At 30.0% G+C, this 14,524-nt stretch carries 14 protein-coding genes; 10 read left to right on the top strand and 4 right to left on the bottom strand.

All coding sequences use genetic code 11. From position 1 onward, the window contains the following. Positions 1 to 7: 7 nt before the first annotated feature. The 5 genes from RRF68_RS04650 (at position 8) to hemF (ending at position 3,871) form a co-directional block, all read left to right on the top strand. Positions 8 to 451 (top strand): protease complex subunit PrcB family protein, encoded by a 444-nt coding sequence (locus RRF68_RS04650; RefSeq protein WP_315945164.1) that lies wholly within the window; start codon positions 8 to 10, stop codon positions 449 to 451. A 1-nt stretch (position 452) separates the two neighbouring features. Continuing rightward, positions 453 to 1,478, top strand: coding sequence for a uroporphyrinogen decarboxylase (gene hemE, locus RRF68_RS04645; RefSeq protein ID WP_275316332.1), 1,026 nt, complete (start codon positions 453 to 455; stop codon positions 1,476 to 1,478). Between the two features lie 26 nt (positions 1,479 to 1,504). After that, positions 1,505 to 2,122 carry a TlpA family protein disulfide reductase gene (locus tag RRF68_RS04640; protein ID WP_218773309.1) on the top strand — a complete coding sequence of 206 codons (618 nt, stop codon included), beginning with the start codon at positions 1,505 to 1,507 and terminating at the stop codon, positions 2,120 to 2,122. A 71-nt stretch (positions 2,123 to 2,193) separates the two neighbouring features. Continuing rightward, the gene (locus RRF68_RS04635) at positions 2,194 to 2,940 is read left to right on the top strand and encodes an EI24 domain-containing protein (protein WP_315945163.1); all 747 of its coding nucleotides are present in this window, start codon (positions 2,194 to 2,196) and stop codon (positions 2,938 to 2,940) included. A 28-nt stretch (positions 2,941 to 2,968) separates the two neighbouring features. Next, on the top strand, positions 2,969 to 3,871 hold the full coding sequence (hemF, locus tag RRF68_RS04630) for an oxygen-dependent coproporphyrinogen oxidase (RefSeq protein ID WP_315945162.1): 903 nt from the start codon (positions 2,969 to 2,971) through the stop codon (positions 3,869 to 3,871). Positions 3,872 to 3,889: 18 nt separating this feature from the next. Here the strand turns inward: hemF and RRF68_RS04625 are convergent, their stop codons facing one another. Further along, positions 3,890 to 6,526 carry a DEAD/DEAH box helicase family protein gene (locus RRF68_RS04625; protein WP_315945161.1) on the bottom strand — a complete coding sequence of 879 codons (2,637 nt, stop codon included), beginning with the start codon at positions 6,524 to 6,526 and terminating at the stop codon, positions 3,890 to 3,892. Positions 6,527 to 6,849: 323 nt separating this feature from the next. On the opposite strand from RRF68_RS04625, the gene RRF68_RS04620 reads away from it, so the two are divergent. Next, positions 6,850 to 8,148, top strand: coding sequence for a dihydrolipoamide acetyltransferase family protein (locus RRF68_RS04620; protein WP_315945160.1), 1,299 nt, complete (start codon positions 6,850 to 6,852; stop codon positions 8,146 to 8,148). A gap of 104 nt (positions 8,149 to 8,252) precedes the next feature. After that, complete coding sequence (locus RRF68_RS04615) at positions 8,253 to 8,990, top strand: DUF6263 family protein (RefSeq protein ID WP_315945159.1); 738 nt, start codon at positions 8,253 to 8,255, stop codon at positions 8,988 to 8,990. Between the two features lie 47 nt (positions 8,991 to 9,037). Here the strand turns inward: RRF68_RS04615 and RRF68_RS04610 are convergent, their stop codons facing one another. From RRF68_RS04610 to RRF68_RS04600, 3 genes are read right to left on the bottom strand one after another with little or no spacing between them, the layout of a single operon-like run. Then, a complete protein-coding gene (locus RRF68_RS04610) occupies positions 9,038 to 9,715 on the bottom strand; it encodes a GNAT family N-acetyltransferase (RefSeq protein WP_315945158.1) in 678 nt (225 codons plus the stop codon). Next, the gene (locus RRF68_RS04605; RefSeq protein WP_315945157.1) at positions 9,708 to 10,598 is read right to left on the bottom strand and encodes a TIGR01777 family oxidoreductase; all 891 of its coding nucleotides are present in this window, start codon (positions 10,596 to 10,598) and stop codon (positions 9,708 to 9,710) included. The genes RRF68_RS04610 and RRF68_RS04605 overlap by 8 nt, the downstream gene beginning before the upstream one ends. Position 10,599: 1 nt before the next feature. Further along, positions 10,600 to 11,595 carry an alpha/beta hydrolase gene (locus tag RRF68_RS04600; RefSeq protein WP_315945156.1) on the bottom strand — a complete coding sequence of 332 codons (996 nt, stop codon included), beginning with the start codon at positions 11,593 to 11,595 and terminating at the stop codon, positions 10,600 to 10,602. Positions 11,596 to 11,796: 201 nt separating this feature from the next. Between RRF68_RS04600 and RRF68_RS04595 the strand changes: the two genes are divergently transcribed. The 3 genes from RRF68_RS04595 to RRF68_RS04585 all read left to right on the top strand — a co-directional run bounded on the left by RRF68_RS04595 (position 11,797) and on the right by RRF68_RS04585 (position 14,509). Beyond that, positions 11,797 to 12,447, top strand: a complete 651-nt coding sequence (locus RRF68_RS04595; RefSeq protein ID WP_315945155.1) for a DUF4331 family protein — start codon at positions 11,797 to 11,799, stop codon at positions 12,445 to 12,447. Positions 12,448 to 12,584: 137 nt separating this feature from the next. Continuing rightward, the gene (locus RRF68_RS04590; RefSeq protein ID WP_410016841.1) at positions 12,585 to 13,118 is read left to right on the top strand and encodes a DUF4331 family protein; all 534 of its coding nucleotides are present in this window, start codon (positions 12,585 to 12,587) and stop codon (positions 13,116 to 13,118) included. Positions 13,119 to 13,213: 95 nt separating this feature from the next. Then, positions 13,214 to 14,509: a cell surface protein gene (locus tag RRF68_RS04585; RefSeq protein ID WP_315945154.1), complete on the top strand. Its 1,296-nt coding sequence runs from the start codon at positions 13,214 to 13,216 to the stop codon at positions 14,507 to 14,509. Positions 14,510 to 14,524: the final 15 nt, after the last annotated feature.

Below are 14,524 nucleotides of genomic sequence, written 5' to 3'. Positions count from 1 at the left end.
GCAATTTATGAAAATTATTCTTACCATTTTTTTTAGTTTTTTAATGAGTTCATGTCCTAGTAATAATAACCAAGAAACGGCTGCAATGATTTCTATATATCAAGGCAGTTTAAAAGGTGATGGATCTGAAGGATTTGCAAAACAAAATATTGTAATTAACTCTTCAGCAGAATGGCAAGATTTTTTAGCTAAAACAACTGTTGATAATCAATTTAAAGATGCTATTGATTTTTCAAAAAAAACAGTTTTAGTTGCTATCGATAGCAAGAGAAATACAGGAGGATTTTCGATAGAGGTATCAGAAATAATAAAAAAGGAAGGTAAGTTTCAAGTTACAATTTCGTCTGAAGGACCAAAGCCAACAGATATGGTAACAATGTCGCTTACACAACCAATACATATTGTTAAAATTAATAAAACAAGCAAAGAAATAGTCTTTGTAACGAAATAGTATGATTAAAAACGACTTATTTTTAAGAGCATTAAAAGGTGAAACTGTAGATCGTCCGCCAGTATGGATGATGCGTCAAGCAGGAAGATATTTGCCAGAATTTCAAGTAATAAAAAAGAAATACGATTTCTTTACCCGTTGTAGAACTCCAGAATTAGCATCTGAAATCACTGTTCAGCCAATTCGTAGATACGGAATGGACGCAGCTATTTTGTTTTCAGATATTTTGGTGATTCCACAGGCAATGAATATAGAGGTACAAATGAAACCTGATTTTGGACCTTATTTACCAAATCCGATTAGAGATCAAAAAGGATTAGATACTGTAGTTGTTCCTGATGTTCATCAAGAATTAGGTTATGTAATGGAAGCTATAAAAGCAACTAAAGAAAAGTTGAATGATGAGGTTCCTTTAATAGGTTTTGCAGGGTCTCCATGGACAATTTTATGTTATGTGGTACAGGGTCAGGGATCTAAAAATTTCGACAAAGCAAAAGAATTTTGTTTTACAAAACCAGTTTTGGCACACCAATTGCTTCAGAAGATAACAGATACCACAATTGCTTATTTAAAAGCAAAAGTAGAAGCAGGTGTAAATGCTGTTCAGGTTTTTGATTCTTGGGGAGGAATGTTGTCTCCAACAGATTATCAAGAATTTTCATGGCAATACATTCAACAAATTATTGATGCATTAAAAGATGAAGCACCAGTAATCGCTTTCGGAAAAGGTTGTTGGTTTGCTTTAGATAAAATGGCAAAATCAGGAGCTTCTGCTTTAGGTGTAGATTGGACGTGTTCAGCAAGAAATGCACGTTATTTATCAGGAGGAAATATAACCTTACAAGGTAATTTTGACCCTTCTAGATTATTGTCTCCACCGGCTGAAATAAAAAAAATGGTACACCAAATGATAAATGAGTTTGGTAAAGATAAATATATTGTTAACTTAGGGCACGGAATTTTACCTAACATTCCGCTTGACAATGCGAAAGCATTTGTAGATGCGGTAAAAGAATATAAGGTTTAAGACTTAATCCCCTTAAAATATTGAAAATGAGAAAATTATTACTGTTATTAACCCTTTTATTAGTTACGAAAAGTTTTTCGCAAAAGAAAATATATTATAAAGATATTGTAGACGATTGTATCTCAATAGCCAGCAATGATGCAGCTATGTTAGACGATATTGTGTATAACTGCATAAAAGATAAATATATTTCTAATTATGATTTTACATCAATAACTGGAGAAACTATTAGTACAGATAAAATAGATACGCCTATTGTTTTATTAGCCGCAGCCACTTGGTGCGCTCCGTGTTGGGGAGAAATTCCTGCATTAAATAAAATGGTAGAAAAGTATGACGGTAAAGTAAAATTTATAATGTTATTTTGGGATTTAGAAGCTGGTGTAGAAAGAATGGCTAAGAAGTTAGATAAAAGAATATTCTTAGTGCCATCTAAAGAAAAAAATGGGAATAGATCTTCGATAAGAACAGCTGGTTTTATCCATAAATTAGATTATCCATCTGCATATTTAATTACGAGTAGTAAGAAAATTTTAAACTTTAAGAGAGGTGCAGTATCACCAACAAAAGAAATGGGTTGGGATGAAGTAAATGCAATAAACGAAAAAGAATTAGATGCCTTTATTAGTCCGGTAATCGAATAATATTTACAATAAATTATAAAAAACCTCTTTCCTAACAGAAAGAGGTTTTTTACTTTAGTAAAAAAATAAAAATGATAAAGGGTATTTTAAAAGGAATACAAGCATACTTTGGTGCGTTTCAAATAATATCAAAATTAAAATTGTGGAAATATTTTACAATTCCAATATTAATTAGTGTTTTAACGGCTGTTTTAATTGGTTTATCAGCCTATGCTTTATCAGATAACATAGGTTATTATATTGCCGGAATTTGGAAATGGGAGTTTGGAAAGCAAGCCTTTGAAATGCTTAGTACTTTTTTTAGCGGACTGTTAATCGTTGTAATTGGTTTACTCTTATATAAACATATTGTAATGGCATTATCGGCACCATTTATGAGTCCGGTTTCAGAAAAAATAGAACATTATTTAACAGGAGAATCGCATCAACATAGAAAAACTTCTTTTCAAGAACAATTGATAAGAGGTATTCGAATAAACCTAAGAAATCTTTTAAGAGAACTGTTTTTTACGATTCCCATTTTGCTAGTTAGTTTTATACCTGTTATAGGTTTCTTCTCAGCAATTTTGTTGTTTATTATGCAAGCATATTATGCCGGTTTTGGTAATATGGATTATACCTTAGAGCGTCATTTTAAATATAAGGATAGTATCAATTTTGTAAAGAAAAATAAAGGTACAGCAATAGGAAACGGAATTATATTTATGCTGTTTTTATTAGTACCTGTTATTGGAGTTATACTGGTATTGCCATTATCGGTAACAGCAGCAACAACGGAAACTATTAAGAATATTCAACTAAAAAAAGCAATAGAATAAGTATTTTTGCTTCTCAAGAATTAAACAAATGAAAGATCAGTTTTACGCATATATTCAACAATTACAAGATACAATTACGGCTAAATTAGAAGCAGTAGATGGAGGAGCAAAGTTTAAAGAAGATAACTGGAAACGTACAGAAGGCGGTGGAGGAAGAACTCGTGTAATAGAAAATGGAAACATTTTTGAAAAAGGAGGCGTAAATATTTCTAAAGTTTTTGGAGAGTTACCAGAAGCTTTACGTAAACAATTTGGTGTTGAGAGCGGTGATTTTTTTGCCTGTGGTTTAAGTTTAGTATTGCACCCTAAAAATCCGTTTGTACCAACGGTACACGCAAATTGGCGTTATTTTGAAATGTATGATGGCGATGGAAATATAGTTACCCAATGGTTTGGTGGAGGACAAGATTTAACACCTTATTATTTGTTTGATGAAGATGCGATACATTTTCATTCGGTTTGTAAAGATGCTTGCGATAAACATAGCGCAGCATTTCATCCGAAGTTTAAAGAAACGTGTGATAATTATTTTTGGAATGCTCATAGAAATGAAGCTCGTGGAATTGGTGGTTTGTTTTTTGATTATTTAAAGCAAACGGAAGAGTTTTCAATGCAAGACCGTTACAACTTTGTAACAGAGGTAGGTAATAGTTTCTTAAACTCATATGTACCTATTGTTGAAAAAAGAAAAGATATAACATATAATAAAGAACAAAAAGATTGGCAAGAAGTTAGAAGAGGACGCTATGTTGAGTTTAATTTAGTGCATGATAGAGGTACTTTATTTGGATTAAAAACAAACGGTCGTATCGAAAGTATTTTAATGAGTTTACCACCTGTAGTTCAATGGGTTTATAATCAAGAACCAGAAAAAGGGAGTGAAGAAGCTAAATTATTAGAGGTTTTAGCAAAACCTAAAAATTGGGTTTAAATAACTTAAAGGTCAGGGTTATTTCCAAATTATATTTTTCCTTGTAATTTCATTGTGTATGTTATGAACATGAAATAATCTTGCTCTTAAAAGATGTTTTCGTCCACGAATACTTCTCGTGTAAATAAGTTTAGACTTACCAAGTTGATGATTCCAATGTTTTTGAAATAGTAACGCTTGTTCTTTTCTTTTGCTTAAAATATCAGGAACAGGATAAAAATTTTGAGTGTTTAATTTTTTACGAAACCAATTGGTTTTAATTATTAAATATTTGGGATTGTCAATAGGTTGTAACAGCTCTTCTAAGGTCTTAATAAATAAATTGCTTTCGTATCTATTAGCACCATTAATAGTACAAGTAACATCGCCCATAGAGAGTAAATCTACAACGATGTTAATTTCTTTTTTTGGAGTGGTTATTTCTTCTAATTCATATAAAGAGTTTAAAATAGCATAAGCCACTTTACGTATTTTTTTATGAACAAGGCCATAGTGAAAATACATTTTAAAGGTTTTATACAATTTATAACCAAACGATAAACCTAGGGTAGTTAGTAAAGAATATAAAAAATAGTAAAAACCTTTATACGCTATTAAATTAAAGTTCTTGAAGATAAATTGAGGAAAAAATAATGCGAGACTAATTAAAAGTTCAAGAATTGAATACTTAACAAAATCGTTTAAATAGGTTTTTTTTTGTTTTAAAAAAGATTGATCTTTTTTATGATACAGTTTTATTTCGTGAGCAACTTCTTTTTTAAAACGGACAGTATTTTTCCATTTTTCTGATATTAAAGTCCTGTTTTTAGAAATAGTTTTAGCGTTATCATTTAGTCTGTTTATGTTTTCATCAAGAATAACATTGGGTAAACCCAAACGGTCAATTCCGTTAGAAATAATATTTTCATCATTGTTTGAAATACCTATAAAAGCATCAAAACGTTTTTTAAGTACCTCTAAATCTTTTCCGCCATAAATATCAGAAGTATCAATACATGCCAAATGCCATATAATTCCTGTTTTATTAGGTTCGTTATTATCGATTCTGATAGCTCTACCACGCATTTGATTAGAAGTAACGAAAGAACCTACTACAGAAGCTAAAATTAAACTATTAATAGCGGGTGCATCCCATCCCTCACCTAATAAAGATTTAGTCCCCACTAAAATTTTAATATGACCTAATTGAAATAATTTTGTAATAGTTGCTACTAACGTGTTTTTAGAAGATGATTTTGATTGTATAATTACAAACTCCGTATCAGAGCTTAAAGGAGTTTGTGTGTAGTTTGTTATCGAATCGATTAAATCTAATTTAGCAATACAACTACAGTGAATAATTATCAAACTACCAGACAATACAGCCAAGTTTTGTTTATTTTTTGTACTTATTCTTATATGATGAAAAATTGGTATGACACCTAATTTTTCAATACTTTTCACTTCGGTAGCAGTAATATCAAGATATTCTTTTCTGATATAATCAGATAATACAACACAGCGTAGTTGCTCTTTTAAATTGATTTGTTCCTGTTTTACAATAGCAACGATACTCTTTAATTTACTAGGGCTATTGCTAAGTGATTTATATAAAAAAGTATTTCCAATTAAATTAACTTTTTTATTACTGTATAGAGATAGTTTTCTTAGTTTTTTCTCTAAAGAATTAATGTAAGTTTCATGCACAATTAATTCGTTTCTATCGATAACAAGAATATGCTGAAATAGAATTTCAATCCATTTATGTGTTATTTTAGGGAACTCAACAAACTCATCTTTTTCAAAACCTAATATTGATAATTTTTCTCTTGAAATAACGATACCAGCTTCATTTAAAAAAATAAGTATTGCAGAAAAAAAAGCAGAAAACTTATAAATTTCGTTTATGTTTTCTTCGGTTTTGGTATAAAACCGATGCTGCTTTATAAAGTTAATAAACTCTTTATTTTTTAGTAGATTAGTAATAAAATGAGCTGTTTTCAATCTAAAATCAACAATAGTATTAATCTCTTTACTTTCGGGTTTAGAAAAGTAAATGATATCTTGGTGTGGACATAAATTATTTTCTCTTACTAAATCTGGTACCAGAATTTCATCGTCAATTTCACCACATAAATTAAAATATTTTTGAATTTCAGAAACCTCACTATCGTATGGTGGCGTTGCGGTAAGCGCAATTATTGTTTGTAAATGTTGCTGTTTTAATTCATACAAACATTTCCACCATTCACTTTTTAAATGATGTGCTTCGTCTAGCAATAATACCTCAATATTGTTTTTGGTGAAGAATAAAAAGTAATCTTCTTTATTGTCAAATGTTTTGTAAAAAGAATATAAACCTTGGTAAGTAGAGAAGGTAATATCAGCAGGTTTTTTTATATCAAAAGAGAATTCTTTAAAATCACAATCTTCCGTAAAAAACTCTTGCAATCTATTTTCCCATTGATTACGAATTGTTAAAGTTGGTGCTAATACGATCGTTTTTTTACCTATTCTTTTTAAAATTTCAATACCTAAAATAGTTTTTCCAGAACCAGGCGGAGCAACAATATGAAAATGATTATCTTCTATGTGCTTAGAAAAATTAGATAGTATTTTATCTTGGTAAGGACGCCAAGTATGTAAAAAGCTAAGTTGTTTAATTGATGCAGACAAAAAGAGATATTGTTGTTTATAATTAAATTATTGATGCAAGTAAAAGTAATAAATTAGTACTTAAAACAACTTTTTAATACTATTTCTATTCTTTTATTAATTAATTGTAAAAGGTATTATTAATTTTAAATAAGTCATTTTTAATTGACAAATCGATAATTATATAAGAGACTTATTGTTTTTAAAAACGGAATACTTTGTTAAATCGACTTTTTATTGTGAATAGTTTAAAGTAATTGTTTTTTTTGTAAATATTTTAATGCTAAAAACTCAATAAAATGCTAGCTTTTTAGTAACTTCGCAAGCGTTAAAAAACTTATACTATGGCTAGATACGAATTGAAGTTACCTAAAATGGGTGAAAGTGTTGCAGAAGCAACGATAACTTCTTGGGTTAAAGAAATTGGAGAGACTATTGAGATTGATGAAACTGTTGTTGAAGTAGCGACAGACAAAGTAGATAGTGAGGTACCTAGTGAAGTTGAAGGAACCTTAGTAGAAATATTATTTGGTAAGGATGATGTTATTCAAGTAGGGCAAACTATTGCCATTATTGAAACAGAAGGTGGTGATACCCCTTCAAACGATGCACCAAAAAAAGCAGAAGTAAAAGAAGCTGTGGTAGCAGTTGAGAAAACAGTGGAAGATGCTAAGGAAGAAGTTTCTGGAGCTATTGATACTTCATCTAGTGATCGTTTTTATTCTCCTTTAGTAAAAAATATAGCAAAAACAGAAGGGATTTCTTTCTCTGAATTAGAAACTATAAAAGGAACAGGAAAAGAAGGAAGAGTTACTAAAACAGATATTTTATCTTATTTAGAAAATAGAGGTAATCAACCTAAAGATGTTGTTTCTCCTGCTAAAGCTGAAAAGCCTAAAGCAAAAGCGCAAGCAGCACCAGTTACTTTAAGCGGTCAAGACGAAGTTATCGAAATGACACGTATGGGTAAATTAGTTGCCAAACATATGGTAGATTCTGTTCAAACATCTGCACATGTGCAGTCGTTTATAGAAATAGATGTTACCAATATTGTTACTTGGAGAAATAAAGTAAAGAACGCATATCAACAAAGAGAAGGAGAGAAGTTAACCTTTACGCCAATCTTTATGCAAGCCGTTGCTCAAACAATTAAAAAACATCCGATGATTAATATTGCTGTTGATGGCGATAAGATTATTAAAAGAGGAAATGTTAATTTAGGTATGGCAGCAGCTTTACCTGATGGTAATTTAATTGTACCGGTAATTAAAAATGCAGATCAGTTAAGTTTAGTAGGAATGACTAAACAAGTAAATGATTTAGCAGGTCGTGCTCGTGGAAATAAATTAAAACCAGACGATATTCAAGGAGGTACTTACACTGTTACAAATGTAGGTAGTTTTGGAAGTATTACAGGAACACCAATTATAAATCAACCCCAAGTAGCTATTTTAGCTTTAGGAGCAATTGTAAAGAAACCAGCTGTTATTGAAACTCCAGACGGTGACTTTATAGGAATTCGTCAAAGAATGATTGTTGCTCATTCTTACGATCATAGAGTTGTAAATGGAGCTTTAGGTGGAATGTTTATTAAAACATTAAAAGAAATATTAGAATCTTGGGATGTAAATCAAGATTTTTAAATAACAACATAGTATAGTAAACAAAGGCTTAGGAAATTTTTCTAAGCCTTTTTTGTTTTTGTGTATATTCGCTAATAGAATAATTAAAAAATAAAATTTAAAAGATGAAAAATTTATTAGTTGTATTGTTATTAGGTATAACAATGGTAAGTGTAGGTCAAGAGAAAGTATTACTTCGTTTAAACTATGAAAAAGGCGATGTTTATGAAATGAAAATGGAAATAGCTCAAAAAATGGGTGCAGGTTTAATGACTATGAATACAGAAATGACAATGCATCAAGAAATTAAAGCAGTTTCTGATAACACTTACGAAAGTGATATGAAAATTACTAATATGGTAATGAATGTTGCACAAGGAGGTCAATTTATGTCATATGACTCTAGTAAAAAAGAGGAAGAATTAAGTCCTACAGATGAAGTTATGAAGGCTCAAATGGCACCAATGATGAAGGTGTTAATTACAACGAAAGGAGATAACTTAGGTAAGGTTATCGAAACAAAAATTGAACCTAATGTTCCTGGAGCAAATAATTTAACACAACAATCTAGTAATGTAGTTTACCCTGAAAAAGAAGTTTCAGTTGGTGATACTTGGTCTATGAATAAAGATGCAAACGGAATGAAATTGAATTTCGTTTATAAAGTAAATTCAATTACTGCTAAAAATGTACTGTTAGATATTTCTGGTAATGTAGAAGGAGTTGGAACAGGTAATATTACAGGAACCATGAATATTGATAAAAAAACAGGTGTGGCTTTAACATCTAAAATAGAAATGTTAATGAAAGTTCAAGGACAGGATTTAACAACAAATATGAATATGACTATTACTAAAAAGTAAATACTATTTTCTTCTAAAAAAAGCTCAGACAGTACTGTCTGGGCTTTTTATTTTTTATGAAAAAGCCACCAATTCATTTCGCGAGTTAATTTATAACCTAACTTTTCATATAGGCTTATAGCGGTGTTTCCTTTTGTGGTATGTAAAATAGGATGTTTGTTTGCTTTTAATATTTCTTTAGTAACATGAGTAGTTAGTTGTTTAGCAAAACCTCTACCAGTATAATCAGGATGTGTAACTACAGCGCTTACTTCAATAAAATCGTTGGTTTGCATTCTTTGTCCGGCTATTGAAACGAGTTTGTTGTCTTTAAAAACACCAAAGTACTTACCCATTTCAAAAGTTCTTTTTTTAAAGTAGCCTGGCATAACTAACCAAACTAAATCATAAACTTCATTGATGTGTTTAGATGTAAGAGGTATAATTTTCTCCGTAATTGCCATCTCAATTAAATCTTGCAACACCATTTGACAACCCGCTATTTTTTTATCAAAAGAAACAATATTAGTATCGTAAACAGGAATTTCATTTTCTGTAACCAAGAAAAAAGTGTCAGTAAGTTTAGCATATTCATTTATAGCAGCAGTTATTTTTAAGTGATCGGTAAAAGCCCCAAAAGGGCAAATTTCAGGATCGTAAAATTGTACGCCATCATATTTAATGGCTATGTTTTTATGAGTTTCATTTAAAGAATACCAAACCGGATTTTTTAGTTTATCATTCATTATGATAAATGTTTTTTAAAGCTGATTTTAAATCAGTAAAAATAAAAGAATAAATAGCAGATGTTTTTACAGAAGATACTCTGCTGCCTTTTAATAATATAGAAGACATTTCCCCTAATACTATTTTTAAAACAAATGATGGAGCATTAAGAGGAAATATAGGTTTAGCAATAGTTTTTGATAATTTTTTAGTAAAACTTTTATTCGTTTCATGTTCAGGAGCCGCAGCATTATATATTCCTATAAAACGAACATCCTCAACCGATTTTACATACATGTTACATAAATCATCAATATGAATCCAAGGCATGTATTGCTTGCCAGTACCTAAAGCAGCTAAAAACAAAGGCGTATTTATTTTGGGTAAAGCACCACCTAACTTAGTAAGTACAATACCAGTTCTTAAAATAGTAACCGAAGTGTTTAGTTGTTTAAATTGATGAGCGGCATTTTCCCATTCGACACAAACTTTAGAAATAAAATCATTCTCAGGAGCATCGTCTTCCGTAAATATTTTGTTAGAAGTAACAGCGCCATAATAACCAATTCCTGAAGCAGAAATAAAACCTTTTAAATCAATTTTTAAATCTTTTATTTTTTTAAAAAGCAAGTTAGCAGATTGTACACGGCTATTAATAAGTTCTTTTTTGCGTTTAGCGGTCCATCTTTTATCAGCAATACCAGCTCCTGCTAAATGAATAATATGTGTAACGTCTTTAAAAGCATTATCATCAATATATTCTTTAGAGATGTCCCATTTAAATTCATTTTTTAAAGTCGGACTTCGGGTAAGTACAACAACACTATGGTTTTTTTCTTCTAGTTTTTTTTGAAGTTGTTTTCCAACTAATCCTGTTCCACCAGTGATAAGAATCTTACTCATTTTATTTTGTTTTTAATTTTAAAACTGTATCAGCAAAATAATATATTTCTTTTTCTACGGTTTTATATTCTTCAGTGAAAAATTTAGAAGCAATAGAATGATTTTTTGCTTCCGGAATTGCCACTTGATATTTGTTTTTGTCAGTAGTAGAGATTTGATTATACATTTCTTTCATACGTTTTACAGAAACGGTTTTGTCTTGCTCTTCTTCATTTTTATAGTAATACGCCATAAACAGCGGTTGTTTTATTTTTTCAAAAACGTTCTGTTTCATTGTAGTTCCTATTAATAGTTTCAGCTGAATAATAGCTTCAATTCTATATTTTGCATACCAATATTTTTCAGCGCCATTTGGTGGTTGCCAAGTTTGATAATTATCACCCATTACTAATTTTAAAATTTGTTTTCCCCAAGGCTTTGTAACTAAATTAGAGTTGGTGTCATAAACATCAATATTAGGAGAGGATAATATTAGTGCTGCAATTTCTGGGTTTTCAGAAGCTAAAAACAAACCAGCAGTAGCACCAGTACTCACACATATTAATATTACTTTTTCACCTAATTGTTTACCAATAGCAATTGCTTTTTTTGCTGATTCTAAATATCCTTCAGCAGTAAAATTCAATAGAGGCTCTTTGTCTTTTAAACCGTGCTTAAATAAACGAGGAGCATATAAATTAGCTCCATATCGTTTTGCAAAATTGGTGTAAATAATTTCAGTTTCTGCAGGGCTTGCAGAAAATCCGTGGAGATATACTACTGAATATTCTGTTTTCTTCGGAATGCTATCTGCCCAAATTAACCGAGAATGATTACCTAATCTAATACTTGCGTTATCATTCTCAACGTAAACAGCATTTTGTATTTCTAACAAACTCATTTTGTTAATAGGTAATTGAGTTGTTAAGGTTGGTTTTTCGGCTTTAGGACCAATAGCATACAGCATAAGAAATAGAACTAGAAGAACTCCTAAATATTTAAGTATTTTTTTTGTCATTTTTTTAAAATCAACCAAATTTTATACCGTAAAATACAAAATATATAATAGCTATTTGTTATTCATATAAAAAAATAATGTGTGCTTATGTGTTGTATTTATAGAGCTTTATTTTAAAAAAAAACAATAATAAATAAAACCGTAAGAGAGATTTTCTCGTAAGTAAGAGTGAATGAATAATTAACTAATAAATTTATAATCATGAAGAAAATAAAATTAATTATCGGAGCAGGAGCTTTTGCTTTAATAGGATTGATACTTTTTGCAGCAGATCATATTGAAGCTCCAGATGTAAAAGGAGGTTCAAGTGATATTACAGATTTTTATGCATTCCAAGCAGAAGACACAGATAATTTAGTCTTTGTGGCAAATATTCAAGGTTTATTAAGTCCAACAGCAACAAGTGCGGCTAAGTTTGATGAGAATGTTTTAATTGAATTTAATATTGATACTGATTTAGATTATATAGAAGATTTAGTAATTCAAGCAATTCCAAGAAATGGAAAAATGTATTTCTTTGGTCCTTATGAACCATCGTCAACAGGTTTAAATAGTTCATTACCACAAGATGGTTCTGAATATGGTGTGTCAATAACACCGTACGGTTCTAGCCCAATGATAGGTGTTAAAGGAGCAATGAAGTTTTTCGCAGGACCTAGAGATGATCCTTTTTTTATGGATTTTGCTAAATATGGTGAAATTATTGGAGGTACAGCAGATGGATTTGATAACCCAGGTTCTGATACTTTTAAAGGAACAAATGTGTTGTCTGTTGTTGTAGAAGTACCTAAATCGATGATTGGAGGATCAGGTAATATTAATACTTGGGTAGAAACTAAAGCTAAGCAATAATCATTAATTAAATTTTAAATTCTACAATTATGAAACTTAAAAATATAAAAAACATAGTAATTTCAATTCTATCAATCTTTATTTTAACAAAGCCTACGAGAATTAAGCTTAAGCCTATAAGAATAGTAACAATATTAATGTTATCGTTTTTAACGCTAACAAGTTGTAGTGATGATGAAGATAATATGGATTATGATACTCCAATTAGCTTTATAGGAACTTATGTACAGAAAGATCAAATGGGCCGCCCAGCAATTAACACTGTATTTGTAGATAGTGATAAAAAAGACATGTTTAATGTAACAATACCTTCTAATCAGGGAGCTGCATTTGCAACAATGTTTGAAACAAATTTAAAAGCTTTAAGTCCTGCTTATTTTAATGAAGGAGATGAAAACGCATTAGGTTTTGATGCAGCAGCATTTGCAGGTGTATTAGCAACAGATGTTTTAACAGTGTCTTTAGATGGTAAAACAACATTTTATGACGGGCCAAATGTATTAACAGGTAGAGCTTTAGCTGATGATGTAATTACGGTAGAACTAATTTTAATCTTCGGAGGTGAAACTGGTTTAACAATGTCTGAGAATCCAACTTTATCAGACGATAATGTAAGTGCTAATGATAAAGAGTTTTTAACGTCTTTCCCTTACTTAGCTAGCCCTTGGTAATAATATTAAAATTAATGAATTCCCCTTAATGAAAATTGGTTGCTGATTAATTGGCAGCCAGTTTTTTTAAAATTGATATTTAATCCTTCTTGATTATGAAAACATTAAAAACAATTCTTTCGTTCGCTATTTTAAGCATATTAGTAAGTTGCTCAACTTCTAAAGAAGTAAACATAGCAAAAGAGTTAGATTATAATATTTTTTTAAATAATACAATAAACGTATCTGATTTTTTAGCCCAAAAAGAACTTGATTTTTGGCAAAATAAATTAAACAATCAACCTTCCCAATACCCTTATTTAACAAAGATTGCAAGTGCGAACACAATGCTTTTTTCATCAAAAGGTAATATCTTTTACCTAATAGAAGCAGAAAATAAATTGCTTCAAATAAACATAAAAACTAATTTTAGTAACTCATCGAGTTTACGAGCATTAGCAAGAAATTACATATCACAACATAGATTTAAAGAGTCGTTAGAATTATTAAAAAAAGCAGCAATAAATGGTGATAATTTAAATAGCACTAATAAAATGCTTTTCGATGTTTACTTAGAACTCGGTGATACAGAAAAAGCATCTAAATATTTGTCTGAAATTGAAGATTATTCAGATTTTGATTATTTAATAAGAGTTTCTAAATGGCATGATCATCAGGGAGATTTAACTTCTGCAATTCGTTTTATGGAAAAAGGAATGAAAAAAGCCGAAGAAGCTAATGATAAAGCTCTTAAAATATGGAGTTATACGAATTTAGCTGATTTTTATGGTCATAATGGTCAAATAAAAGAATCTTACAATTTATATTTAAAGAGTTTAGCGTTAGATAATAACAACGCGTATGCGAAAAAAGGTATTGCTTGGATTGTGTTTTCGCATGATAGAAACCCCAAAGAAGCATTGCGAATTTTAGATATTATAAGTGATAAACATTTTTCGCCAGATTACTTTTTATTAAAGTCTGAAATAGCAGAGTTTCAAAATGACTCTATATCTAAAAAGAATAATATAGATCTTTATTTATCAAGTATAAAAAATGCCCAATATGGTGTAATGTATAATCAACATTTAGCGAAATTATATCTTGAAGAATTTAATGATTCTGAAAAAGCATTCCCTTATATAAAAAAAGAAATAAATAGTAGGCCAACTCCGCAATCGTATGATTTATTAGCTTGGTATTACTATAAAAACAAAGAGTATAAAAAGGCATTACAAATTGTAAATGATAGTGTATTAGGAAAAACTTTCGAACCATCAGTTCAGTACCATATTGCAGAAATATATAAAGCAAATGGTATAGAAGAAAAAGCAAAAAAAATAAGAAAAGAACTTTTGGAAAGTTCTTTTGAATTAGGACCTTTGATGGAGAAGAAAATTTTAAATATCTAATAAAAAATCTATCAT

This window comes from Tenacibaculum sp. HL-MS23 (assembly GCF_032463465.1).
Classification (GTDB): Bacteria; Bacteroidota; Bacteroidia; order Flavobacteriales; family Flavobacteriaceae; genus Polaribacter; species Polaribacter bernardetii.
Note: the sequence above shows the minus strand (reverse complement) of the source record. Positions and strands in the feature narration are given on the sequence as shown.

Coding starts and splice junctions, on each gene's coding strand:
- RRF68_RS04600 (WP_315945156.1), bottom strand. CDS start 11,595: ATGACAAAAAAAATACTTAAATATTTAGGAGTTCTTCTAGTTCTATTT.
- RRF68_RS04615 (WP_315945159.1), top strand. CDS start 8,253: ATGAAAAATTTATTAGTTGTATTGTTATTAGGTATAACAATGGTAAGT.
- RRF68_RS04635 (WP_315945163.1), top strand. CDS start 2,194: ATGATAAAGGGTATTTTAAAAGGAATACAAGCATACTTTGGTGCGTTT.
- RRF68_RS04605 (WP_315945157.1), bottom strand. CDS start 10,598: ATGAGTAAGATTCTTATCACTGGTGGAACAGGATTAGTTGGAAAACAA.
- hemE (WP_275316332.1), top strand. CDS start 453: ATGATTAAAAACGACTTATTTTTAAGAGCATTAAAAGGTGAAACTGTA.
- RRF68_RS04585 (WP_315945154.1), top strand. CDS start 13,214: ATGAAAACATTAAAAACAATTCTTTCGTTCGCTATTTTAAGCATATTA.
- RRF68_RS04595 (WP_315945155.1), top strand. CDS start 11,797: ATGAAGAAAATAAAATTAATTATCGGAGCAGGAGCTTTTGCTTTAATA.
- RRF68_RS04640 (WP_218773309.1), top strand. CDS start 1,505: ATGAGAAAATTATTACTGTTATTAACCCTTTTATTAGTTACGAAAAGT.
- RRF68_RS04620 (WP_315945160.1), top strand. CDS start 6,850: ATGGCTAGATACGAATTGAAGTTACCTAAAATGGGTGAAAGTGTTGCA.
- RRF68_RS04610 (WP_315945158.1), bottom strand. CDS start 9,715: ATGAATGATAAACTAAAAAATCCGGTTTGGTATTCTTTAAATGAAACT.
- RRF68_RS04650 (WP_315945164.1), top strand. CDS start 8: ATGAAAATTATTCTTACCATTTTTTTTAGTTTTTTAATGAGTTCATGT.
- hemF (WP_315945162.1), top strand. CDS start 2,969: ATGAAAGATCAGTTTTACGCATATATTCAACAATTACAAGATACAATT.
- RRF68_RS04590 (WP_410016841.1), top strand. CDS start 12,585: ATGTTATCGTTTTTAACGCTAACAAGTTGTAGTGATGATGAAGATAAT.